General features: G+C 34.5%; 31 protein-coding genes. 9 read left to right on the forward strand and 22 right to left on the reverse strand.

The window, feature by feature from the left end:
- Positions 1–78: 78 nt before the first annotated feature.
- From rpsN to rpsL, 18 genes are all read right to left on the reverse strand, one after another.
- On the reverse strand, positions 79–348 hold the full coding sequence (rpsN, locus tag H1R17_RS00965) for a 30S ribosomal protein S14 (protein ID WP_163431894.1): 270 nt from the start codon (positions 346–348) through the stop codon (positions 79–81).
- Positions 349–351: 3 nt separating this feature from the next.
- Positions 352–903 (reverse strand): 50S ribosomal protein L5, encoded by a 552-nt coding sequence (gene rplE / locus H1R17_RS00970; protein WP_163431893.1) that lies wholly within the window; start codon positions 901–903, stop codon positions 352–354.
- Positions 904–905: 2 nt separating this feature from the next.
- A complete protein-coding gene (rplX, locus tag H1R17_RS00975) occupies positions 906–1,220 on the reverse strand; it encodes a 50S ribosomal protein L24 (protein ID WP_163431892.1) in 315 nt (104 codons plus the stop codon).
- A gap of 12 nt (positions 1,221–1,232) precedes the next feature.
- Positions 1,233–1,601: a 50S ribosomal protein L14 gene (gene rplN / locus H1R17_RS00980; protein ID WP_155091394.1), complete on the reverse strand. Its 369-nt coding sequence runs from the start codon at positions 1,599–1,601 to the stop codon at positions 1,233–1,235.
- Between the two features lie 2 nt (positions 1,602–1,603).
- Entirely contained in the window at positions 1,604–1,861 is a 258-nt protein-coding gene (rpsQ, locus tag H1R17_RS00985; protein ID WP_091100330.1) for a 30S ribosomal protein S17, read from the reverse strand.
- A gap of 17 nt (positions 1,862–1,878) precedes the next feature.
- Positions 1,879–2,070, reverse strand: coding sequence for a 50S ribosomal protein L29 (rpmC, locus tag H1R17_RS00990; protein WP_163431891.1), 192 nt, complete (start codon positions 2,068–2,070; stop codon positions 1,879–1,881).
- A gap of 12 nt (positions 2,071–2,082) precedes the next feature.
- The gene (gene rplP / locus H1R17_RS00995) at positions 2,083–2,502 is read right to left on the reverse strand and encodes a 50S ribosomal protein L16 (RefSeq protein ID WP_163431890.1); all 420 of its coding nucleotides are present in this window, start codon (positions 2,500–2,502) and stop codon (positions 2,083–2,085) included.
- 17 nt (positions 2,503–2,519) lie between these two features.
- Positions 2,520–3,251 carry a 30S ribosomal protein S3 gene (gene rpsC / locus H1R17_RS01000; RefSeq protein WP_163431889.1) on the reverse strand — a complete coding sequence of 244 codons (732 nt, stop codon included), beginning with the start codon at positions 3,249–3,251 and terminating at the stop codon, positions 2,520–2,522.
- An 8-nt stretch (positions 3,252–3,259) separates the two neighbouring features.
- Entirely contained in the window at positions 3,260–3,670 is a 411-nt protein-coding gene (gene rplV / locus H1R17_RS01005) for a 50S ribosomal protein L22 (protein ID WP_163431888.1), read from the reverse strand.
- 9 nt (positions 3,671–3,679) lie between these two features.
- Positions 3,680–3,958: a 30S ribosomal protein S19 gene (rpsS, locus tag H1R17_RS01010; RefSeq protein ID WP_163431887.1), complete on the reverse strand. Its 279-nt coding sequence runs from the start codon at positions 3,956–3,958 to the stop codon at positions 3,680–3,682.
- A gap of 10 nt (positions 3,959–3,968) precedes the next feature.
- Entirely contained in the window at positions 3,969–4,793 is an 825-nt protein-coding gene (rplB, locus tag H1R17_RS01015) for a 50S ribosomal protein L2 (RefSeq protein WP_163431886.1), read from the reverse strand.
- Positions 4,794–4,798: 5 nt separating this feature from the next.
- Positions 4,799–5,089, reverse strand: a complete 291-nt coding sequence (gene rplW, locus H1R17_RS01020) for a 50S ribosomal protein L23 (protein ID WP_163431885.1) — start codon at positions 5,087–5,089, stop codon at positions 4,799–4,801.
- Between the two features lie 8 nt (positions 5,090–5,097).
- A complete protein-coding gene (gene rplD, locus H1R17_RS01025) occupies positions 5,098–5,727 on the reverse strand; it encodes a 50S ribosomal protein L4 (protein ID WP_163431884.1) in 630 nt (209 codons plus the stop codon).
- Positions 5,727–6,344, reverse strand: a complete 618-nt coding sequence (rplC, locus tag H1R17_RS01030) for a 50S ribosomal protein L3 (protein WP_163431883.1) — start codon at positions 6,342–6,344, stop codon at positions 5,727–5,729. Before rplC ends, rplD begins: the two co-directional genes overlap by 1 nt.
- A gap of 99 nt (positions 6,345–6,443) precedes the next feature.
- Complete coding sequence (gene rpsJ / locus H1R17_RS01035; protein WP_091100292.1) at positions 6,444–6,749, reverse strand: 30S ribosomal protein S10; 306 nt, start codon at positions 6,747–6,749, stop codon at positions 6,444–6,446.
- A gap of 11 nt (positions 6,750–6,760) precedes the next feature.
- Positions 6,761–8,896 carry an elongation factor G gene (fusA, locus tag H1R17_RS01040; RefSeq protein WP_163431882.1) on the reverse strand — a complete coding sequence of 712 codons (2,136 nt, stop codon included), beginning with the start codon at positions 8,894–8,896 and terminating at the stop codon, positions 6,761–6,763.
- Positions 8,897–8,916: 20 nt separating this feature from the next.
- The gene (gene rpsG, locus H1R17_RS01045; RefSeq protein WP_163431881.1) at positions 8,917–9,393 is read right to left on the reverse strand and encodes a 30S ribosomal protein S7; all 477 of its coding nucleotides are present in this window, start codon (positions 9,391–9,393) and stop codon (positions 8,917–8,919) included.
- A 28-nt stretch (positions 9,394–9,421) separates the two neighbouring features.
- Positions 9,422–9,805, reverse strand: a complete 384-nt coding sequence (gene rpsL, locus H1R17_RS01050) for a 30S ribosomal protein S12 (RefSeq protein WP_091100281.1) — start codon at positions 9,803–9,805, stop codon at positions 9,422–9,424.
- A gap of 147 nt (positions 9,806–9,952) precedes the next feature.
- On the opposite strand from rpsL, the gene H1R17_RS01055 reads away from it, so the two are divergent.
- Both H1R17_RS01055 and H1R17_RS01060 read left to right on the forward strand, forming a co-directional pair.
- On the forward strand, positions 9,953–11,635 hold the full coding sequence (locus H1R17_RS01055) for a hypothetical protein (protein ID WP_163431880.1): 1,683 nt from the start codon (positions 9,953–9,955) through the stop codon (positions 11,633–11,635).
- A gap of 39 nt (positions 11,636–11,674) precedes the next feature.
- Positions 11,675–12,856 (forward strand): TlpA disulfide reductase family protein, encoded by a 1,182-nt coding sequence (locus H1R17_RS01060; protein WP_163431879.1) that lies wholly within the window; start codon positions 11,675–11,677, stop codon positions 12,854–12,856.
- On the opposite strand, the gene H1R17_RS01065 is transcribed toward H1R17_RS01060, so the two are convergent.
- Positions 12,857–13,144, reverse strand: a complete 288-nt coding sequence (locus H1R17_RS01065) for a hypothetical protein (RefSeq protein WP_163431878.1) — start codon at positions 13,142–13,144, stop codon at positions 12,857–12,859.
- 41 nt (positions 13,145–13,185) lie between these two features.
- Here H1R17_RS01065 and rlmB point away from each other — a divergent pair, with 41 nt between their 5' ends.
- Complete coding sequence (gene rlmB, locus H1R17_RS01070) at positions 13,186–13,923, forward strand: 23S rRNA (guanosine(2251)-2'-O)-methyltransferase RlmB (RefSeq protein WP_163431877.1); 738 nt, start codon at positions 13,186–13,188, stop codon at positions 13,921–13,923.
- Positions 13,924–14,216: 293 nt separating this feature from the next.
- Here the strand turns inward: rlmB and katG are convergent, their stop codons facing one another.
- The 3 genes from katG to H1R17_RS01085 form a co-directional block, all read right to left on the reverse strand.
- On the reverse strand, positions 14,217–16,430 hold the full coding sequence (katG, locus tag H1R17_RS01075; protein WP_163431876.1) for a catalase/peroxidase HPI: 2,214 nt from the start codon (positions 16,428–16,430) through the stop codon (positions 14,217–14,219).
- Between the two features lie 102 nt (positions 16,431–16,532).
- A complete protein-coding gene (locus tag H1R17_RS01080) occupies positions 16,533–17,327 on the reverse strand; it encodes a rhomboid family intramembrane serine protease (protein WP_163431875.1) in 795 nt (264 codons plus the stop codon).
- A 63-nt stretch (positions 17,328–17,390) separates the two neighbouring features.
- Complete coding sequence (locus H1R17_RS01085) at positions 17,391–17,900, reverse strand: hypothetical protein (RefSeq protein WP_163431874.1); 510 nt, start codon at positions 17,898–17,900, stop codon at positions 17,391–17,393.
- Between the two features lie 72 nt (positions 17,901–17,972).
- Between H1R17_RS01085 and H1R17_RS01090 the strand changes: the two genes are divergently transcribed.
- The 6 genes from H1R17_RS01090 to H1R17_RS01115 all read left to right on the forward strand — a co-directional run bounded on the left by H1R17_RS01090 (position 17,973) and on the right by H1R17_RS01115 (position 23,060).
- On the forward strand, positions 17,973–19,250 hold the full coding sequence (locus H1R17_RS01090; protein WP_163431873.1) for a replication-associated recombination protein A: 1,278 nt from the start codon (positions 17,973–17,975) through the stop codon (positions 19,248–19,250).
- A 216-nt stretch (positions 19,251–19,466) separates the two neighbouring features.
- The gene (locus H1R17_RS01095) at positions 19,467–21,485 is read left to right on the forward strand and encodes a M3 family metallopeptidase (protein ID WP_163431872.1); all 2,019 of its coding nucleotides are present in this window, start codon (positions 19,467–19,469) and stop codon (positions 21,483–21,485) included.
- 231 nt (positions 21,486–21,716) lie between these two features.
- A complete protein-coding gene (locus tag H1R17_RS01100; protein WP_163431871.1) occupies positions 21,717–22,025 on the forward strand; it encodes a hypothetical protein in 309 nt (102 codons plus the stop codon).
- Positions 22,026–22,027: 2 nt separating this feature from the next.
- Complete coding sequence (locus tag H1R17_RS01105; RefSeq protein ID WP_163431870.1) at positions 22,028–22,450, forward strand: hypothetical protein; 423 nt, start codon at positions 22,028–22,030, stop codon at positions 22,448–22,450.
- 12 nt (positions 22,451–22,462) lie between these two features.
- Entirely contained in the window at positions 22,463–22,870 is a 408-nt protein-coding gene (locus H1R17_RS01110) for a hypothetical protein (protein WP_163431869.1), read from the forward strand.
- On the forward strand, positions 22,860–23,060 hold the full coding sequence (locus H1R17_RS01115) for a helix-turn-helix transcriptional regulator (protein WP_163431868.1): 201 nt from the start codon (positions 22,860–22,862) through the stop codon (positions 23,058–23,060). The genes H1R17_RS01110 and H1R17_RS01115 overlap by 11 nt, the downstream gene beginning before the upstream one ends.
- Positions 23,061–23,102: the final 42 nt, after the last annotated feature.

A 23,102-nucleotide genomic window follows, 5' to 3' on the forward strand; every position in this document is an offset into this window, starting at 1 on the left:
CAGGAAACACACGTTTCCTGAACCTTTAATCAATTAAAATTATTTTTTAGTTTGCAAATGTAATCTTTTTTTGTGAGATTACCAACTTGCTTTTTTAACGCCTGGGATTAACCCTTGGTTTGCCATTTCACGGAATGTTACACGTGAAATACCAAATTGACGCATATAACCTCTTGGGCGACCAGTTAATTTACAACGGTTGTGTAAACGCACTGGTGACGCGTTTGCAGGTAACTTTTGTAATGCTTCATAATCTCCAGCTTCTTTTAAAGCTTGACGTTTTGCAGCGTATTTAGCTACCAAAGCTTCTCTTTTCGCCTCACGGGCTTTCATTGATTCTTTAGCCATTCCTTAGTTCTTTTTAAAAGGTACTCCTAATTCTGCAAGTAACGATTTAGCTTCAGCATCTGTATTAGCAGATGTTACAAAAGTAATATCAAAACCAGCAATTTTGTTCACTTTATCAATATCAATTTCTGGGAAAATGATTTGCTCAACTACACCTAAGTTGTAATTTCCTCTACCATCAAATCCGTTAGATTTAATACCAGCAAAATCACGTACACGTGGTAAAGCAGAAGTAACTAAACGGTCTAAGAATTCATACATTCTTTCTCCACGTAAAGTAACTTTAGCACCAATTGGCATACCTTTTCTCAATTTAAAAGAAGCAACGTCTTTTTTAGAGATAGTAGAAACCGCTTTTTGTCCTGTAATCTTAGTTAATTCTTCAACTGCGTGGTCAACTAATTTTTTATCAGAAACAGCAGCACCTACACCACGGCTTACAACAATTTTTTCAAGTTTAGGAACTTGCATTACATTCTTGTAACCGAATTCTTCAGTAAGAGCAGAGATTACTCTGTCCTTATATTCTTGTTTAAGTCTTGGGATATAAGTCATGACTATAATGCTTGATTAGATTTTTTAGAAATACGTACTTTCTTATCTCCTTCTACTTTGTAAGCAACTTTAGTAACTCCGTTTGATTTTGGATCTACTAATTGAATGTTAGAGATATGAATAGCAGCTTCCTTTTTTAAAATTCCACCTTGAGGATTTGTAGCACTAGGTTTAACATGTTTAGAAACCATGTTTACACCTTCAACAATTGCTTTGTTTTTTTCGCGGAAAACGCGTAAAACTTTTCCTTCAGATCCTTTATGATCTCCAGCAATAACGCGTACGTTATCACCTGTTTTTATTTTTAGCTTTGTCATTCTTTGAACGAATTAAAGCACTTCTGGTGCTAATGATACAATTTTCATGAATTGTTTTTCACGAAGTTCTCTTGCAACAGGACCAAAAACACGTGTACCTCTCATTTCACCTGCAGCGTTTAATAAAACACATGCATTGTCATCGAAACGGATATAAGAACCATCAGCTCTTCTCACTTCTTTTTTGGTACGTACAACTACCGCAGTAGAAACAGCTCCTTTTTTAACGTTTCCGTTAGGAGTAGCTTCTTTAATTGATACTACGATTTTATCTCCAACAGAGGCATAACGACGTTTCGTTCCTCCTAAAACACGAATAGTTAAAACTTCTTTAGCTCCCGTGTTATCTGCTACTTTTAATCTAGATTCTTGTTGTACCATAATTATTTCGCTCTTTCAATGATTTCAACTAATCTCCAACATTTGTTTTTAGATAATGGACGTGTTTCCATTATTCTAACTGTGTCACCAATGTTACAGTCGTTTGTTTCGTCGTGTGCAACGTATTTCTTAGTTTTTAACACGAACTTTCCGTATAATGGGTGTTTTACTCGTTTTGTTTCAGACACAACAATAGACTTAGTCATTTTGTTGCTAGTAACTACACCGATTCTTTCTTTTCTTAAATTTCTTTTTTCCATCTTTCAGCAGAATACAATTATTGTAAGTCGGTTTTGCTTAATGCAGTTTTCACTCTTGCAATAGCTCTTCTTACAGTTCTTAATTGTAATGGGTTTGCAATTGGTGAAATAGCGTGTGCGTTTCTTAACTCAGCATATTGGTTTGTTAACTCATTAAGTTTAACTTCTAACTCAGCTGCAGATAGATTATTTATTTCTTGTTTCTTCATAATGATCTAAAATTAAGCTTCGAAATCTCTAGCAATGATAAACTTAGTTTTTACAGGTAATTTTTGAGCAGCTAAACGTAATGCTTCTTTAGCAACTGCTAATGGCACACCACCTACTTCAAACATAATTTTTCCTGGTTTAACAACAGCAGCCCAGTATTCAACTGCACCTTTACCTTTACCCATACGTACTTCAAGTGGTTTTTTAGTAATAGGTTTATCTGGGAAGATTTTAATCCATAATTGTCCTTCACGTTTCATGAAACGAGTTGCAGCGATACGTGCAGCTTCGATTTGACGAGAAGTAATGAATGAGTAATCTAAAGATTTAACCCCAAACATACCGTTAGAAAGTTCGTGACCTCTTTGAGACACTCCCTTCATTTTACCTTTCTGTACCTTACGGTACTTTGTTCTTTTAGGCTGTAACATTTTTCGTTAGTTTTAAATTACTTTCTTTTGTTGCGTTGGTTTGGTCTTCCATTTGGTTTTCCAGATCCTGCTGGTTTAGACGATTTTTGTTTGTCCATACCTGCTAACGGAGAAAGATCTCTTTTACCATAAACCTCACCTTTCATGATCCATACTTTAATACCCATTCTACCGTAAGTAGTATGCGCTTCAGCTAAAGCATAGTCAATATCAGCACGGAAAGTAGAAAGAGGAATACGACCTTCTTTGAAGTTTTCTGAACGTGCCATTTCAGCACCATTCAAACGACCTGAAATTTGCACTTTCATACCTTCAGCGTTCATTCTTATTGCCGCAGCAATAGCCATTTTAATAGCTCTACGGTAAGAAATACGGCTTTCAATTTGACGTGCGATGCTTGTTGCAGCCAAATAAGCATCTAATTCTGGTCTTTTAATTTCAAAGATGTTAATTTGCACCTCTTTGTTAGTGATTTTCTTAAGTTCTTCTTTCAACTTGTCTACCTCTTGACCTCCTTTTCCGATGATAATTCCCGGACGAGCAGTAGTGATAGTAACGGTTACAAGTTTTAAAGTTCTCTCGATAATGATTTTAGATACACTAGCTTTTGCTAAACGAGCATGGATATACTTTCTGATTTTAGCATCTTCAGCAAGTTTATCTCCATAGTCATTTCCACCGTACCAGTTAGAGTCCCATCCTCTGATGATCCCAAGGCGATTTCCGATTGGATTAGTCTTTTGTCCCATACTGTTTATTAATTGCTTTGTGTGTTATTGTTTGATCCTAATACGATTGTTACGTGATTAGAACGTTTTCTAATTCTGTGCGCGCGACCTTGTGGTGCAGGACGTAATCTTTTTAACATCATACCACCGTCTACACGGATTTCTTTAACAAATAATTCTGCTTCTTCCATGTTTGCATCAGCATTTTTAGCTTGCCAGTTAGCAATAGCTGATAACAATAATTTTTCAATTTTTCCTGAAGCTTCCTTAGTATTAAATTTTAATATATTAAGAGCATTCTCAACTTTCTGTCCTCTTACTAAATCTGCAACTAAACGCATTTTACGAGGTGAAGTTGGGCAATTGTTTAGCTTAGCGAAAGCAATACTTTTGTTTGCTTCTTTAATTTGCTCGGCTCTTTCTCTTTTACGAACTCCCATAGCTTCTTATTATTTTTTACCTTTATTTTTTGCACCTGCGTGTCCACGGAATGAACGTGTTGGTGAAAACTCTCCTAATTTATGTCCTACCATGTTTTCTGTTACGTAAACTGGTACAAATTGACGACCATTGTGTACTGCGATTGTTTGTCCTACGAAATCTGGAGTAATCATAGATGCTCTAGACCAAGTTTTAACAACTGCTTTGTTACCATTTTCTGCGTTCGCTGCAACTTTTTTCTCAAGTTTAAAGTGAACATAAGGTCCTTTTTTTAATGAACGTGCCATACTTTTCTAATTATTTCTTTCTACGTTCTACAATATACTTACTACTTGCTTTTACTCTAGAACGAGTTCTGTAACCTTTTGCTGGTAAACCTTTTCTAGAACGTGGGTGACCTCCTGAAGAGCGTCCTTCACCACCTCCCATTGGGTGATCAACTGGGTTCATTGCTACTGGTCTAGTGCGTGGTCTTCTACCTAACCAACGAGATCTACCTGCTTTACCTGAAACGATTAATTGGTGATCTGAGTTAGATACTGCTCCAATTGTAGCCATACATGTTAATAAGATTAAACGAATCTCACCTGATGGCATTTTGATTGTAGCATATTTTCCGTCACGAGCAACTAATTGCGCGAAAGTACCTGCAGAACGTGCGATAACAGCACCTTGACCTGGACGTAACTCGATACAAGAAATAATTGTACCAAGAGGAATGTTTGCTAAAGGCATTGCGTTACCAACTTCTGGAGCTGCTTCTGGACCAGAAACTACTTTCTGACCAACTTGCAATCCTGCTGGAGCAATGATATAAGTTTTAGCTCCATCCGCATAAGCTAATAATGAAATAAAAGCTGAACGGTTTGGATCGTACTCAATTGTTTTAACTATTGCAGGAACACCTACTTTAGTTCTTTTAAAATCGATAATACGATATTGTTGTTTATGACCACCACCAATATAACGCATGGTCATTTTTCCTTGACTATTTCTACCTCCAGAGTTTTTTTTCGGTGCTAATAATGAACGCTCCGGCTTATCAGTTGTAATAGCGTCAAAACTATTCACAACTCTAAAACGCTGACCTGGGGTAATAGGTTTTAATTTTCTAACTGACATTGTTATTAGATATTAGTATAAAAATCGATTGAATCTCCTTCTTTCAACGTAACTATTGCTTTTTTGTAAGCAGACGTTTTACCAGTAATCATACCGCTTTTTGTGTATTTTGTAGAACGATCTGCTCTGTAAATCATTGTATTTACATCTAAAACAGAAACTCCGTAAGCTTTTTCAACAGCTTTCTTAATTTCTACTTTATTCGCTTTTTTTGCTACTACAAAACCAAAACGGTTGAACAATTCACCGTCTTTTGTTATTTTTTCGGTAATGATAGGCTTAATAATTGTACTCATTTCCCTACTTATTTACTTAAATTTTCTACAATTCCTTCTAATGAACCTTCAGTTAACACTAACGATTTTGCATTTAAAATACCGTAAGTATTTAATTCTGAAGAAGTTACAACAGAAGCTCTTTCTAAATTGCGTGATGACAAATATACATTTTTATTTGATTCACCCAACACAAATAATGATTTTTTTCCTTCTAACCCTAAAGCTTTCAACACGTTAATGAAATTTTTAGTACTTGGTGCTTCAAAAGTAAAGTCTTCAACTACTACTAAATTTGATTCTTGTGCTTTAATTGTGAAAGCTGATTTACGAGCTAAACGTTTTAAAGCTTTGTTTAATTTGAAAGAATAACTTCTTGGGCGTGGACCAAAAATAGTACCACCACCTTTAAAAACAGGAGATTTTGCAGATCCTGCACGTGCAGTACCTGTACCTTTTTGTTTTTTAATTTTACGAGTAGAACCCGCCACTTCAGCTCTTTCTTTAGCTTTGTGAGTTCCCTGACGTTGGTTTGCTAAATATTGTTTAACATCTAAATAGATAGCATGTTTGTTAGGCTCAATTGCGAAAACAGAATCAGCCAATTGTACTGATCTTCCGGTTTCTTTTCCGTTGATATCTAAAACTTTTACTTCCATTACTTCTGAACGATTACGTAAGAGTTTTTGTGACCTGGTACAGCACCTTTAACTACTAATAAGTTTTTGTCTGCAACCACTTTTAAAACTCTAAGGTTTTGAACTGTTACTTTTTCTCCTCCTGTTCTTCCAGCCATACGCATACCTTTGAATACTCTTGAAGGGTATGACGATGCACCAACAGAACCTGGAGCTCTTAAACGGTTATGCTGACCATGCGTAGCTTGACCAACACCACCAAATCCATGACGTTTTACAACACCTTGGAACCCTTTACCTTTAGAAGTACCTTGTACATCAACAAAGTCTCCTTCAGTAAATAAATCTACAGTGATAACATCACCTAAACCATAAGCGCTTTCAAAATCTTGAATTTCAACGACTTTCTTCTTTACAGAAGTTCCTGCTTTTTTAAAGTGACCTGTAGCCGCTTTAGTTGCATTCTTTTCTCTTGCGTCATCGAAACCAAGTTGATAAGCTTCATACCCGTCAACCTCTTTGGTTCTGACTTGGGTAACGACACATGGACCTAACTCGATTACAGTACAAGGAATATTTTTCCCGCTCTCATCGAAGATACTAGTCATGCCGATTTTTTTTCCAATTAACCCAGACATAATATAAAATTAATAATTATTAAATATAAAAATTTCAAGCATCGGCAAAAGTAATACCAATGCTTGAAATATACAAGCTTTTTTATAAAAATTTTATTATCACACTTTTATCTCTACTTCTACTCCTGAAGGAAGCTCTAATTTCATTAAAGCATCAATCGTTTTTGAAGATGAAGAGTAAATATCCAATAATCTTTTATATGAACTCAATTCAAACTGCTCTCTCGCTTTTTTGTTAACGTGCGGAGAACGTAAAACAGTAAAGATTTTTTTATGAGTTGGTAATGGAATTGGTCCTGTTACCACTGCACCTGTACTTTTTACAGTTTTTACGATTTTTTCAGCTGATTTATCAACTAAAGCGTGATCGTAAGATTTTAATTTTATTCTGATTTTTTGACTCATTTTCTTAATTATTAAGCGTTACCTTTTGCTTTTTTAATTACTTCTTCTTGAATGTTAGAAGGTGTTTGCTCATAGTGAGAAAACTCCATTGTAGAAGTAGCACGACCTGATGATAATGTACGTAATGTTGTTACATAACCAAACATTTCTGATAACGGCACAGAAGCTTTAACAACTTTTGCTCCGTTACGATCGTCCATAGAGTTGATTTGACCACGACGACGGTTTAAGTCACCAACAATATCACCCATGTTCTCTTCTGGAGTTAATACTTCTAACTTCATGATTGGTTCTAAGATAATAGCACCTGCAGCTTTAGCAGACTCTTTATATCCCATTTTAGCAGCTAATTCGAAAGATAATGCATCCGAATCCACCGCGTGGTAAGAACCATCAACTAAAGTAACTTTTAATGAATCCATTTCGAATCCAGCTAAAGGACCTTGTTTCATAGACTCACGGAATCCTTTTTCAACAGCAGGAATGTATTCTTTTGGTACGTTACCACCTTTAACTTCGTTAACGAATTGTAAACCTACGAATGGTTTTCCATCAACTTCGTCAGCTGGACCAATTTTGAATACGATATCACCAAATTTACCACGACCACCTGATTGCTTTTTATAAGTTTCTCTGTGGCTAGCATCTCTTGTGAAAGCTTCTTTGTACTCAACTTGAGGCTCACCTTGGTTTACTTCAACTTTGAATTCACGACGCATACGGTCTACAATGATATCTAAGTGTAACTCACCCATACCAGAGATAATCGTTTGTCCTGAAGCTTGGTCTGTACGTACTGTAAAAGTTGGATCTTCTTCAGCTAATTTAGCTAAAGCCATACCCATTTTATCAACGTCAGCTTTTGTTTTAGGCTCAATTGCGATACCAATTACTGGATCTGGGAAATCCATAGATTCTAATACAATTGGGTGTTTCTCATCAGATAATGTATCACCTGTTTTGATATCTTTAAAACCTACAGCTGCACCAATATCACCTGCCTCGATATATTCGATTGGGTTTTGTTTATTAGCGTGCATTTGGTAAATACGAGAAATACGCTCTTTATTACCTGAACGGTTGTTTAACACATAAGAACCTGCATCTAAACGTCCTGAATAAGCACGGAAGAAAGCTAAACGACCTACGAAAGGATCGGTAGCAATTTTGAATGCTAATGCAGCAAACGGATCTTGAACAGATGGTTTACGGCTAATTGGCTCATCAGTATCTGGGTTTGTACCGTGAATTGCTTCTTTATCTGTTGGAGCAGGTAAATAACGACACACAGCATCAATCATGAATTGAACTCCTTTGTTTTTGAAAGAAGAACCACACATCATTGGAATGATACTCATATCTAATGTAGCAGCACGTAAAGCAGCATTAATTTCGTCTTCTGTGATAGAGTTTTCATCTTCCATGAATTTCTCTAACAAGTTTTCGTCATAAGCAGCAATCTCTTCGATTAATTGACCACGGAATTGTTTCACTTCGTCAACCATTTCAGCTGGAATTTCAACAACATCAAATGTTGATCCATGGTTTTCGTCATGCCATACAATTGCACGGTTTTTAATTAAATCTACTACTCCTTTGAAATCAACTTCATCACCAATTGGTAAAACAATAGGCACTGCATTAGAACCTAACATTTCTTTTACTTGACGACAAACTTTCAAGAAATCTGCACCTTGACGGTCCATTTTATTTACAAACCCCATACGTGGAACTTTGTAATTATCTGCTAATCTCCAGTTAGTTTCAGATTGTGGCTCAACTCCGTCAACTGCAGAGAATAAGAACACTAACCCGTCTAATACACGTAAAGAACGGTTTACCTCAACAGTAAAGTCAACGTGTCCAGGAGTATCAATGATATTAAAATGATATTTTTGAGTATCTGCTGTTGGCTTACCGTTTTCCATTGGGAAATTCCACTCAACTGTTACAGCTGCAGAAGTAATGGTAATACCACGCTCTGCTTCTTGCTCCATCCAGTCAGTAGTAGAAGATCCTTCGTGAGTTTCACCAATTTTATGGTTTTTACCCGTATAGAAAAGGATACGCTCTGTTGTTGTTGTTTTACCAGCATCAATGTGAGCAGCGATACCGATATTTCTAGTAAATTTTAAATCTCTAGCCATTTGTTGTTCTTTATGAAAAATTAAAATCTAAAGTGAGAAAACGCTTTATTAGCATCCGCCATTTTGTGAACATCCATTCTTTTCTTAACAGCAGCACCTTCTTCTTTAGCAGCAGCTAAAATTTCAGCAGCTAACTTAGAAGCCATAGATTTGTCGTTTCTTTTTCTTGCATAAAGAATCATCCATTTCATCGCCATAGAAATTTTTCTATCTGGACGAATTGGCATTGGAATTTGGAATGAAGAACCACCCACACGACGTGAACGTACTTCAACGTGAGGCATAACGTTTGTTAATGCATCTTTCCACACTTCCAAAGATGATTTTTCTTCATCTTGCTTTTTTGTTTCTACAATTTCTAAAGCATCATAGAATACTTTGAAAGCAGTCGATTTTTTACCATCCCACATTAAGTTGTTCACGAAACGTGTTACTAACTGATCGTTAAATTTTGGATCTGGTAAAAGAGGTCTTTTCTTTGCCTGTCTTTTTCTCATGTCTTTTTCTTAAAAGTTTTTTAACCGATTACTTTTTTGCGTCTTTAGGGCGTTTAGCACCATACTTAGATCTTCTTTGTGTACGACCGTTAACACCGGCAGTATCTAAAGCACCACGTACAATGTGGTATCTAACACCTGGTAAATCTTTTACCCTTCCACCTCTAACTAATACTATCGAGTGCTCTTGTAAATTGTGTCCTTCTCCTGGGATGTACGCGTTTACTTCATTACCGTTTGTCAAACGTACACGCGCTACTTTACGCATTGCAGAGTTTGGCTTTTTAGGTGTAGTAGTATAAACACGTGTACAAACCCCACGTCTTTGAGGACATGAATCCAAAGCAACCGATTTACTCTTCTTAGTCAATTGGGTTCTCCCTTTTCTTACTAATTGTTGAATTGTTGGCATAATGTTTATTAAAAATTTTCTACATTCAATTTAATTTCCCGTGTATTTTCGGGGATGCAAATATATAAATTATTATATTCAAAACAAACCTATTTCGTTTATTTTCAAAATATTTATACATTTACGTTTATTAACTTCTATTGTGTAATGCATTTAAACAAAACATACCTTATATATATATGTAGTATTTTTATTTTGCTTTTTGCAAGCACACATACTGTTTACAGCCAGCAAATTTACTTAAAACTAAAAGGAAAATCGACAGAAGAAACACTTGTTTTACAAAAAAATAACAAAGACAGTATTTTTAGTAACGGACAAGAATTAGAAAAATCACTAACCACATTACAAGAATACTTAGGTACACATGGTTATTTGCAACACAAAATAATATCGCGCCAAAAAAACGATAGTTTATATCATGTACTTTTTGATTTAGGTTTTAAAACCGATAGTTTGCAAATTCATTTCAACAAAGAGCAAACTATTTTACAAGAAGTTTTATCACTAAAACAACAACAGCAAACCATTGGCATAGAAAACACGCAAACTTACTTAAATGCTATTGTTGAGAAACTAGCTCAAAAAGGACACGCTATTAGTACTGTTAAGTTAACAGATCATCGATTTCAAAATCATTTGTTAATTGCCGATTTGGATGTTCATATTGATGAAAAACGCAAAATTGATCAATTGGTTTTTACGCCCTACAACAACTTTCCTAAAGCTATTAAACAACGTTTGCTTAAAAAATACGAAAACCAAGCTTTTACCGAAACGGTCACTAATGATATTCAAAAAGAAATGCGTCAGTTTCCTTTTATCAAAACAGTGAAACAACCCGAAGTTTTGTTTACCGAATCGAACACTGCTTTGTATATGTACATTGACAGACAAAACATCAGTCAGTTTGACGGCTTGATTGGTTTTACAAACGATGATAACGGAAAAGTACAATTTAATGGTTATGCCGATTTACAATTGATGAATATTTTAAATAAAGGCGAGCAATTAAAATTGTATTGGAAAAACGATGGAAACCAGCAAACACAGTTTAATTTAGCTACCGAAGTTCCTTATATAATGAACACTGCTTTTGGTATTAAAGGATCTTTAGAGTTGTTTAAGCAAGACAGCACCATGATGAACACTAAATTCAATGCTGCTTTGCTTTACTACCTAACGTTTAATCATCGTATTGGTGTGGGATATCAATCAACGGCATCTGTAGCAGGCACTGATAATTTTTATCAAGCTGCCGATTTCAACAATCAGTTTGTTACGCTAAACTACTTATTAAATAAATACCAAGACCATCCCCTATTTCCTTTAAAATACACCGCAACCGCATTATTTGGCGTTGGATCAAAAACCGAGGAAAAAGACAACCGTAAAGGTTCTCAGCAGTTTGCTCAGCTCAACCTTACTTATTTGTGGCAATTAAATAATAGGTGGTATTTTTATCAACAACTCGAAGCTTCATTGCTCAACAGTGCTTTACCTTTATTATATAATGAGTACTATCGCTTTGGAGGAATTAATTCGATTCGAGGTTTTAAAGAAAACTCGTTACTTGCAAAATCGCAAATTGGTTTGTATAATGAAGCTCGGTATTTATTAGCTCCAAACATGTATTTACATTCTATTTCTGATGTTGCGTATTACGAAGGAGATAATGTAAGCGATTTACTATACTCATTTGGTTTAGGCTTTGGCATACAAACAGGCGGTGGTTTGTTTAATATTATTTATGCAAACGGTATACAACCTAATACCGACTTTAAACTATCAAACAGTATTTTTCATTTAAGTTACAAAACACAGTTTTAAAAAAATAGTTTATATTTAAAAAACCAATTTAAAGCTTATATGAAAAAATTACTTTTATTATTTATTTTTTGTATTACTACTTCTGCAATATCACAGACTGATGCTAATAAAGCCTTAATTAATGAAATCATTTTAAAATACAATGGCTACAAAAGCATGAGCTATGATATTAATTATATGATTAAATTTTTTGATGACGAAAAACCCATCTACTTAAATTCATCTGTAAAAATAGAAAAGGATCTTATGGATAAGGCTTTTAGAAGCAAGTTTACATACACAAGAAACGATTCTATGGCTCATATGATAAATTATTACGACTCACAAAACTTATATCTTATTGAGCATAGTGATAAAAAAATAACTAAATACAATACAAAAAAAGGAGAAACTTTTCCAGTAACAGGAAATATGGATGGTAGAGTACTTGATGTTTATTTTTCTAAAATAGGCAATGTACCTGCAGCTATCAATAATCCGAAGAACATTAAAACGTATACCGATTCTGCCAATTACATTATTGTGAAACTTCAGTTTCCTAACGAAGGAGATTATTACGATGAAACAGAACAATTCTTTTTCAATAAAGAATTAAAAGTAATTGATAAAATTACCTATTCTGCCAAATACAAAGATCAAATTCAAAAAAACCAATGGCTTTTAAGCAATATTACTTTTAACACATTTACCAGCAATGACTTAAAGCAAAGTGTTCAACACTATTTTGACACCTATTCTTTAGAAGACTACAAACCTTTAACTAAAGAAGATTTCAAATTACTTGCAAATAAAAGTGATGCCCCACAAATAAAAGGCTTTTTATTTCCAGATTATTCAAAAGAAACGGTTGTAAAGTTTGATAAAATAAAGGTAATTGACTTTTGGTATACTTCCTGTATGCCTTGCATTCAAGCTATTCCTGCTTTAAACCAAATTCAAGAAGAATTTAAAGATTACGTAGATGTTGTAGGTGTAAACCCTCTAGAGAACAAAACAAAAGACAAGGAACGTATTGAAAAATCCTTAAAACGTACTCCTATAAACTATGCCATTTTATTAGTAGATGGTTCAATACCTAAAGCATATAATGTTAGAATGTATCCTACTGTTTATATTATTGGGACAGATGGCAAAATAAAATATTCTGCAATGGGGTATTCTAATAAATTACATAAAGAATTATCCAAAGAGTTAAATAAACTAATTAAAAAAAGCAAGTAGTTACTTGTTTTTGTTAGTTTTCTCTTTTTGTATTTGCTCTTTTCGAGCGGTATTTATAGAATCAATTTCAGGTTTAAACTTTAAATATACTTCACTTAAAGTATCTTGTTTAATGTTTGCTACATTACCTTGAGTTTTTCCTTTTTCTTCTTTTGCTAATAATTGTACCGAATGTTCCATAATATCCTGATAAGCTACTTTGTCATAAGCAGCCTTCGGTTTACAAGAAAAAAGTACTAACAAGGTCAAACTTGCGCCAAGCAAATAAAATCTTTTTATTGGAAACATAATACATTAATTTTTATTAAATATACTACTATCTTTGCAATATGCAAAACGAACATCAAATATTTGGAATTCGTGCAATTATCGAGGCGATAAATGCAGGAAAAGAAATTGATAAAGTATTTATCCAAAAAGAAGCTCAAGGCGATTTAATGCAAGAGCTTATGAAAACGTTAAAGAAAAACAACGTTAATTTTTCGTACGTTCCGGTTGAAAAACTAAACAAACTTAGCAAGTTTAATAACCACCAAGGAGCGGTTGCTTCTGTTGCACCTATTAAGTTTGTTACCATGGAGCAATTGGTTGAAGGTGTTTTAGAGAAAAAAGAGAATCCTTTGTTCTTAATTTTAGATCAGTTATCAGATGCCCGAAACTTTGGCGCTATTATTCGTACAGCCGAATGTACAGGTGTTGATGGTATCATTATTCAAAAACAAGGATCGGCTCCTGTAAATGGAGACACAGTAAAAACATCGGCAGGTGCAGTTTTTAATATTCCTATTTGTAAAGTCGATCATATTAAAGATGCCGTTTTTTATTTGCAAGGTTCTGGTATTTCAACTGTAGCTGCAACCGAAAAAACCGAAAACAATATTTACGATATTGATTTTAAAGGAGGTATTGCTATTATTATGGGTTCTGAAGATAAAGGTGTAAACCCATCAGTTTTAAAAATTGTAGACGAAAAAGCAAAATTACCTATGTTTGGAACTATTTCTTCTTTGAATGTTTCGGTAGCGTGTGGTGCTTTTTTATATGAAGCGGTAAGACAACGCTTATAAAACAATGAAAACTAAAATTTATATTTTTTTAATTACAATTCTAATTTTACTTGCTTTTATATTTGGTTTTGGAATAATTAACACAATGGTAAGTCTAAAGTACGAGACGAACTTTAATGATGATTGTATTTCAACAATCTCAGGAGACAATTTGTGTGATTCATTAAAAGATATTAAATATTTGTTTTATATCGATTTAATAATAATTTCTATTTTATTATTATTCAGAAATAAGATTTTAAAAAAAGCGGATTCTAATTAGAATCCGCTTTTTTTTATTGAAGTATGTAAATTTAAAATAAATCTGCTGTCATTACTTTATTCCAAGCGGCAACAAAATCATTCATAAACTTGTCTTTAGCATCTGCAGAAGCATAAACTTCGGCAATTGAACGTAATTCAGAGTTCGATCCAAAAACCAAATCAGCACGTGTACCTGTCCATTTTGGTGTTCCTGTTTTACGATCGGTACCTAAATACACTTCTTTGCTATCGTCAATTGCTTTCCACTGTGTAGCCATATCTAACAAATTCACAAAGAAATCATTACTTAAAACACCTGCTTTCTCTGTAAAAACACCGTGTTTAGATCCATCAAAATTAATATTAATTGTACGTAAACCTCCTAACAATACTGTTAATTCAGGAGCTGTTAAAGTAAGCAACTGTGCTTTATCAATTAACAATTCTTCGGTTGAAACGGCGCGATTTTTTAATCTTCTGTAATTTCTAAATCCGTCTGCAATAGGTTCTAACCATTTAATAGAATCAGCATCAGTTTGTTCTTGTGTAGCATCAGCACGCCCTGCAGTAAACGGAACTTCAATTGCATATCCTGTATCTTTTGCTGCTTTCTCAACACCTACATTTCCTGCCAAAACAATTAAATCGGCCATAGAAACTTTCTTTGTGTTTGTATTGAATTGATTCTGCACACTTTCTAAAGCTGCAAGCACTTTACCTAATTGTACTGGATTATTTACTTCCCAGTTTTTCATAGGTTGTAAACGAATACGAGCGCCATTAGCACCACCGCGTTTATCAGATCCACGGAATGTTGAAGCTGATGCCCAAGCAGTACCCACCATTTCAGAAACGCTTAATCCTAAATTGGCGATTTGAGTTTTTAACGAAGTAATATCCTCATTGTTTATTTTTTCGTAATCAGGCGTAGGAATTGGATCTTGCCAAGTAAACACTTCTTTAGGGACATCGGCACCTAAATAACGTTCTAAAGGCCCCATATCACGATGCGTTAATTTATACCACGCTTTAGCGAATGCATCTGCAAATTCATCTGGATTTTCTAAAAATCGTCGACCAATCTTTTCATATATCGGATCTTCTCTCAAAGCAATATCCGACGTTAACATTGTTGGCTTTAATCGCTTATTAGCATCATGTGCATGAGGAATAATTTCACCCACATTTTTTGCCACCCATTGATGAGCACCTGCTGGCGATTTGGTTAATTCCCACTCAAAACCATATAAGTAACTTAAAAACAAGTTAGACCATTCGGTTGGTTTGCTAGTCCAAGTTACCTCTAAACCAGAAGTAATGGTATCGCCAGCATTTCCTTTACCATAACTATTATACCATCCTAAACCTTGCATTTCCAAATCGGCTGCTTCAGGTTCTTTACCTACGTGATCTGCCGATGCTGCTCCGTGTGTTTTTCCAAACGTATGTCCGCCTGCAATTAACGCCAACGTTTCTTCATCGTTCATAGCCATACGCGCAAATGTTTCGCGAATATCTTTTGCAGAAGCTAACGGGTCAGGGTTACCATCTGGTCCTTCTGGATTTACATAAATCAACCCCATTTGTACCGCTGCTAAAGGATTTTCTAAATCACGTGAATTTTCTTTGTTATCTGATTCGGTAGCATAACGTTCATCGCCACCTAACCATGTTTTTTCAGATCCCCAATATACATCCATATCTGGTTCCCATACATCAGCACGTCCACCAGCAAAACCAAGCGTTTTGAATCCCATAGATTCAAGCGCCATGTTTCCAGTTAAAATTATTAAATCGGCCCAAGAAATTTTGTTACCATATTTTTGCTTAATTGGCCATAATAAACGGCGCGCTTTATCTAACGAAACATTATCGGGCCAAGAGTTTAATGGTGCAAAACGTTGCTGACCAGCTCCTGCCCCCCCTCTACCGTCTTGTACACGATAGGTTCCTGCACTGTGCCAAGCCATACGTATAAATAAGGGTCCGTAATGTCCAAAATCTGCAGGCCACCAATCTTGCGAATCGGTCATTAATGCTTTTAAATCAGCTTTCAACGCTTCTAAATCAAGAGTTTTAAAGGCTTCGGCGTAATTAAAATCAGCTCCCATAGGATTTGATTTTTCAGAATGTTGCTTTAAAATACTTAAATTTAATTGGTTGGGCCACCAATCTTTATTTTGAGTTCCACCACCAGCAATAGGGTTATTCATTGTACCGTTATGAAAAGGGCATTTACTGATATCTCCTTGTTTGTCTTCCATAGTATTATGTTGTTTTGTTATGAACTTTCTATAAAATTAGCAAAAAGATACCATATTTACGATTTACACTATATTAAAAATCTATGAATAAATAGATTTTTCTTAGTTAGTTGCTATTTGATATGAAGTATAAACTATTCTTTGTTGTTGATACAATGTGGTTTGTAAAGGACAATGTTTGCGATGAAATGTATCGTTGTAAATATATCCCTGAAAATCTTTCCTTAATAATGGTTGCGGATTAAAATTTCCATTGGTATCAAACTGTTTGATAAAATCGTCTTTTGATTCATCGTAATCAGGATATTGCCAATCGTAAGTATATTGAGATTCAAATCGAGGTCTTTCTAAAACATATGAAAGCAACAAACCTGATAAAAATCCAGCCAAATGTCCTTGCCACGAAATACCTTCTTCAATATTAGGCAACATATACCAAACCGATCCTCCGTATAAAATAACCATTACAAAAGAAACCGCCATTAACTTATATTGCTTACTACGAATACCTGTAAAAAACATGTACGAAGTAAGCACATAAATAAGTCCGCTTGCGCCAATATGATTTCCAGAAGTTGCAATAAGCCACGTTCCTATACCTGATAAAAGAATGCCACCAAAAATTAAGGTTTTCCAATTTTTAAAATAATAGTAACATGTTAAAGGCAACAAAACAAGTAAGGCTAAAGAATTATTCCATAAGTGTTGAATAGAACCGTGTAAAAAAGGAGAAAACAACACACCTCTAAATCCTTTAAAAGTTCGAGGCAGTATACCGTAATCTTTCCACTCTAAAAAGTAGCGCCAATCTAAATAATAAACCAGCCAAATTGCTAATAAAAAAGCAAAAGGAACCCAAAGAACCTGTGGTCTGTATTTTAATTGATCTACTTTCATGCGTTTGCTTTATCAAAAACACATCCAATAAAAAAAGACTGCCATTTTAGCAGTCTTAGTAATTTATTTTATAATTGTGATACTCTTCGCAACATTTGAATCTGAATCGAGTTGTTGGGAAACACCATTAAGTTTTACTTCTAATAAAGGATCCGATTGCTCCCAAGGGGTTACTTTATACTTTGTATAAATTGTATCATTAGGATATAATCCGCCATAATCAATAACATAATTTCCTTCTTTAATGCCATTCTGCTCTTCCATGTACCAACCAAAGCGCAAACTAATATATTTATCACTAGTTGGATTGTTTTCTCTAATAATTGAACTGTTTCTTTGATCTTTTGTAAGGTTAATAGATCCTGAACGGTTTAATAAAAAAAACGTAAGGTTGTCTTCTGGTATATAATCAATCGTACTAGATAGCAACAAATTATCTCCACTTTTATTTTGGACATTAATCAACAATTCTTGATCATTTCCAGGAGGTGGAACACATCCACAACCTCCATCATCACTTACACATGATGTAAAAACAAATGCTAGAGGTACAAACAGAAATATCTTTTTCATATCAATAGTGTTTTAATTATACTAAAATACATATTTTTTTGAAACGCCATATCTATTTCCTATTTTTACCCTATGAAAGCACCTTTAGCAGAACGTATCCGACCTAAAAAATTAGAAGATTATATCAGTCAACAACATTTAGTTGGCGCAACTGGTGTTTTAACTCAGAATATTAAAAGAGGTATTATTCCGTCTATGATTTTTTGGGGACCTCCAGGTACAGGAAAAACGACACTAGCTGAAATTATTGCTCAAGAAAGCAACCGTCCGTTTTATGTACTAAGCGCGATAAATGCAGGAGTAAAAGATGTGCGTGAAGTTATTGAAAAAGCCAAGGGTAACAACGGTTTGTTTACACCTAAAAACCCTATTTTGTTTATTGATGAAATTCATCGCTTTAGTAAATCGCAACAAGATTCTTTACTGGCTGCGGTAGAAAAAGGCTGGGTTACACTTATTGGTGCTACAACAGAAAACCCAAGTTTTGAGGTAATACCTGCCCTATTGTCACGTTGCCAAGTATACACGTTGAATGCTTTTACAAAAAACGATTTGGATCAGTTGCTACAACGTGCCTTACAGGTAGATAAAGAACTACAAAATAAACAAATTACCATTAAAGAAAACGAAGCTTTGTTTCGAGTTTCGGGTGGCGATGGACGCAAGCTCTTAAATACGTTTGAATTAATTGTAAACTCGCTTGGGGGCGATGATATTGAGATTACCAACGAAAAAGTATTGCAAATTGTTCAAAAGAACACCGTTTTGTATGATAAAACAGGCGAGCAACATTACGATATTATTTCAGCCTTTATAAAATCGATTCGTGGAAGCGATCCTAATGGTGCTGTATATTGGTTAGCACGAATGATTGAAGGCGGCGAAGACGTAAAATTTATTGCACGTAGATTGGTTATTTCGGCATCGGAAGATATTGGTTTGGCAAACCCTACGGCAATTATTATGGCGAATAATATTTTTCAAGCTGTATCGGTTATCGGATATCCCGAAAGTAGAATATTACTAAGTCAGTGTGCTATCTATTTGGCAACGTCGCCAAAAAGTAACGCCAGTTATATGGCTATTGGTAAAGCACAAGCAGCTGTAAAACAAACAGGCGATTTGTCTATTCCTATTCATCTGCGCAATGCACCTACCAAGCTTATGAAAGAGTTAGGATATGGCGAAGATTATAAATACAGCCATGATTACCCAGGTAATTTTGCATATCAGGAATATTTACCAGACGATATAATCAACACTCCTTTTTACGAACCTGGCGAAAACGCTCGTGAAAAACAAACCAAAGACTTTTTGGCGCAACGTTGGCAAGGGAAGTATGGGTATTAAAAAAGCAATCATTCCTACACTAGAACTAGCGAAGCAATTTCACAAGAACGTTTGTACGAATATGATTCAATATCACAGTCGCAGTATCATTTTGTGTTGTCGAGAACTTACTCTTTTATTTCACTACTCAAAGTAACGGTATTTACCTTTTCTTTAGCACTTCGTTAACTTTAAAAACAGTACATTTAGGCTGTCTAAACAGCAGACTTTATATTTATGGAAAACATTTTATTATCGCCTTTTGATGCCGCGCCGTTTTCACAAATAAAAATCAGTGATTACGAGCCCGCTTTTGATACGGCTATTACACAAGCCAAAGAAGAAATTCAACACATTATAACCAATACCGCAACGCCTACCTTTGAAAACACCATTGCTGCAATGGCTTTTTCGGGTATGCAGTTAGATCGTATTTCCAACATCTTTTTTAATTTAAACTCAGCAGAAACCAACGAAGAGTTACAAAAAATAGCACAAGCGGTAGCACCAAAGTTATCGGCTTTTGGAAACGACATTTCTCTTAACCCCGATTTATTTGCACGCGTTAAACAAGTACACAATACCGTTGATGCATCAACCTTAACCACCGAACAAAAAACCTTGCTTGATAAAACCTACAAAGGCTTTGTACGTAATGGCGCTTTGTTGAACGATGTTGATAAAGAAAAACTACGCGAAATGGATGCGCAACTTGCCGTAACATCGTTAAAGTTTAACGAAAACGTTTTAGCTGAAACCAATGCGTATCGCTTACACGTAACTAATAGCGATGATCTAAAAGGATTACCTGAAGGTGCCTTAGAAGCTGCTAAAAACTTAGCCGAACAAGAAGGCAAAGAGGGTTATTTGTTTACGTTAGATTACCCAAGTTATTTGCCTTTTGTTACCTATGCTGAAAACCGAGCGTTGCGTAAAGAAATAACCATTGCTGCAGGTAAAAAAGGCTTTCAAGATAACGATTTTAACAACGAACACATTGTTTTAGATATCGTGCGTTTACGCAACAATCGTGCACAGTTATTAGGTTATAAAACACATGCCGATTTTGTTTTGGAAGAACGTATGGCGCAAAATCCCGCAAAAGTATTTTCGTTCTTGAATGATTTATTAGCTAAAGCAAAACCTGCTGCTCAAAAAGAGTTTGATGAACTTACTGCTTATGCAAATCAATTAGACGGTATTTCGCATTTAGAGAAATGGGATGGTAGTTACTATGCTGAAAAACTAAAACAAGAGCGTTTTAATTTAGATGATGAAGCCTTAAAACCTTATTTTAAATTAGAAAATGTATTAAACGGAGCTTTTGAGGTAGCAAAACGTTTGTACGATTTACATTTTGTTGAGGTCACTACAATTGACAAATACCACGCTGATGTGCAAACATTTGAAGTAAAAGACAGCAACAATAATTTAGTGGCTCTTTTTTATGCCGATTTCTTCCCAAGAAAAGGAAAACGCAACGGCGCTTGGATGACATCGTTTAAATCGCAATGGATAAAGGATGGTAAAAACCAGCGTCCGCATATATCTATTGTATGCAACTTTACACCTCCTACTCCATCAAAACCATCGTTGTTAACGTTTAATGAAGTAACTACTTTGTTTCACGAATTTGGGCACGCCTTACACGGTATGTTGGCCAATACAACATATCCATCGTTATCGGGTACATCGGTTTACTGGGATTTTGTAGAATTACCTAGTCAGATATTAGAAAACTGGGTGTACGAACCTGAAACCTTGGCTTTGTTTGCCAAACATTACGAAACAGGTGCTACCATTCCGCAAGAATACATTACCAAAATTAAAGAAAGTGCTAACTTTTTAGAAGGTATGGCTACTTTGCGTCAGTTAAGTTTTGGCTTGTTGGATATGGCTTGGCATACCAAGAATCCAGATGATATTGGTAGCTTAAAAGAATTTGAAAACCAAGAATTTGAAAGCACTCAATTATATCCTGATGTGGCAGAAAATGCTATGAGTACTGCTTTCTCGCATATTTTTGCTGGCGGATATTCGTCTGGATACTATTCTTACAAATGGGCTGAGGTTTTAGATGCCGATGCGTTTGATTATTTTAAACAAAACGGAATCTTTAACAAAGAAATTGCAACTAAGTTTAAAGATAATGTACTATCTCAAGGCGGTACAGATCACCCAATGACGTTGTACAAAAAATTTAGAGGACAAGAACCACAACCCGAAGCTTTACTTAAGCGCGCTGGTTTGTTGTAATATAAAAAACGGATGCAAATAATAGTCATCCGTTTTTTTATTGCACAATTTGTAAAGTTCACTTGACAAAATGAAAAGTTTGTTTATATTTGTATCAAATCAACTTAACTAAATTTAATCATGAAGAGTAAACTAATTTCTAAGAATAAGATATGGATAAGCCTCTTATTTATAATCTTGCCAATTATTTTAATAGTCGCATTAACATTGTTGAATTTCCAATTGACTCTTGTGAACGCTAAAGCTATTGCATCGATTTCTTTATTAGGAATGTTAATGCTTTTTTTTACAAAATGGACAAAAGATGATGGTGATGAAATGTATTTAAATTTTAGACTAATTGCAGCCTTTAGTGGTTTAATTTTTGGTGTAATTACATTTGTAGTAAGTACTTGGTTTAATGCTTTTGTTTTTTTTGATGATGAAATGGAGCTCTTTTCATCTAGTATTTCTATACTATTTATGATGTTATTTCAGATGCTTTTCATTTTTGGAGGGAAAGTTTACAAAGCAAAAAAAGAATTAAAATATAATGATTAATTATGAAAACAAACATTCTATTTCCAGCAAAAGTTAGAAAAGCCGCCTTTGCACTTATCATTTTAGTATTTGGTGTAGCTATACTTAACAACAACTTTCAATTAATACAAGTTTCAGCTCATTACGATGCCGTTATTGGGCATACTTTAATAGGTCTTATTTGTTTGGCTTTGTTTTTTATTCAGTTTTCAAAATACCCTGAAGACGATGAAATGTTAATGGCTATACGTTTAAAATTGGCATTAAATGCTTTATTGGTAGGTATTGTTTTTATCATAATATCTCCGTTAATGGATTCGTTTGTATTTAATGAAGACGTGAAAGATTTAAAGGCAGGGCAAGTGATGATCTTTATTTTACTGTATCAAATTGTACTATTTCAAATGAAACGTTATTCGCTTAAAAAAGAACTAACCGACAATTAAAACAATTTAATTATGAAATCGATGTTTTTATTACCTGGATATTTTAAATATGCTAGCATTCTACTAATTTTAGTACCTGTTGTGGTTTCTACTTTAGACATTGTGTTGTTTAACAATGTCTTTATTCAAAAAACATTCTTAGAATTCATTGTATCTTTGGCTTTTGCCTTTTTGGTGTTTTCTAAATATAAAGATGAGGATGAAATGCTGCAGCAAATAAGACTAAAAACAACCACATATAGTTTATTAATTGGTGTGTTTTTAATTGTTACAAAACCATTACTGAATTATTTTTTGTGGAATCAAATCAATAACTTTGAATCTGCTGGAGGTATTATTATGACTGTTATGTTTTTTAATGTATTGCTGTTTTACAAAGCACGAAAGCAATTGAAAGAAGCTTTAGAACATGAAAAATAGTATTAAAATAGAAAGGGCACGCCATAACCTTACACAAGGCGATTTAGCAGATAAAGTGGGAGTTTCTAGACAAACCATTAATTCTATTGAGACCAAAAAATACATTCCATCAGCTGTATTGGCCTTAAAGCTTGCTAAAGTTTTTGAGATGAAGGTAGATGATTTGTTTGAATTAGAAGAGGATGATTAAATAAAAAACATTCTGTAAATACTTTTATAGCTGAAGTTTTCG

This window comes from Flavobacterium sp. xlx-214, assembly GCF_013874595.1.
GTDB lineage: Bacteria > Bacteroidota > Bacteroidia > Flavobacteriales > Flavobacteriaceae > Flavobacterium.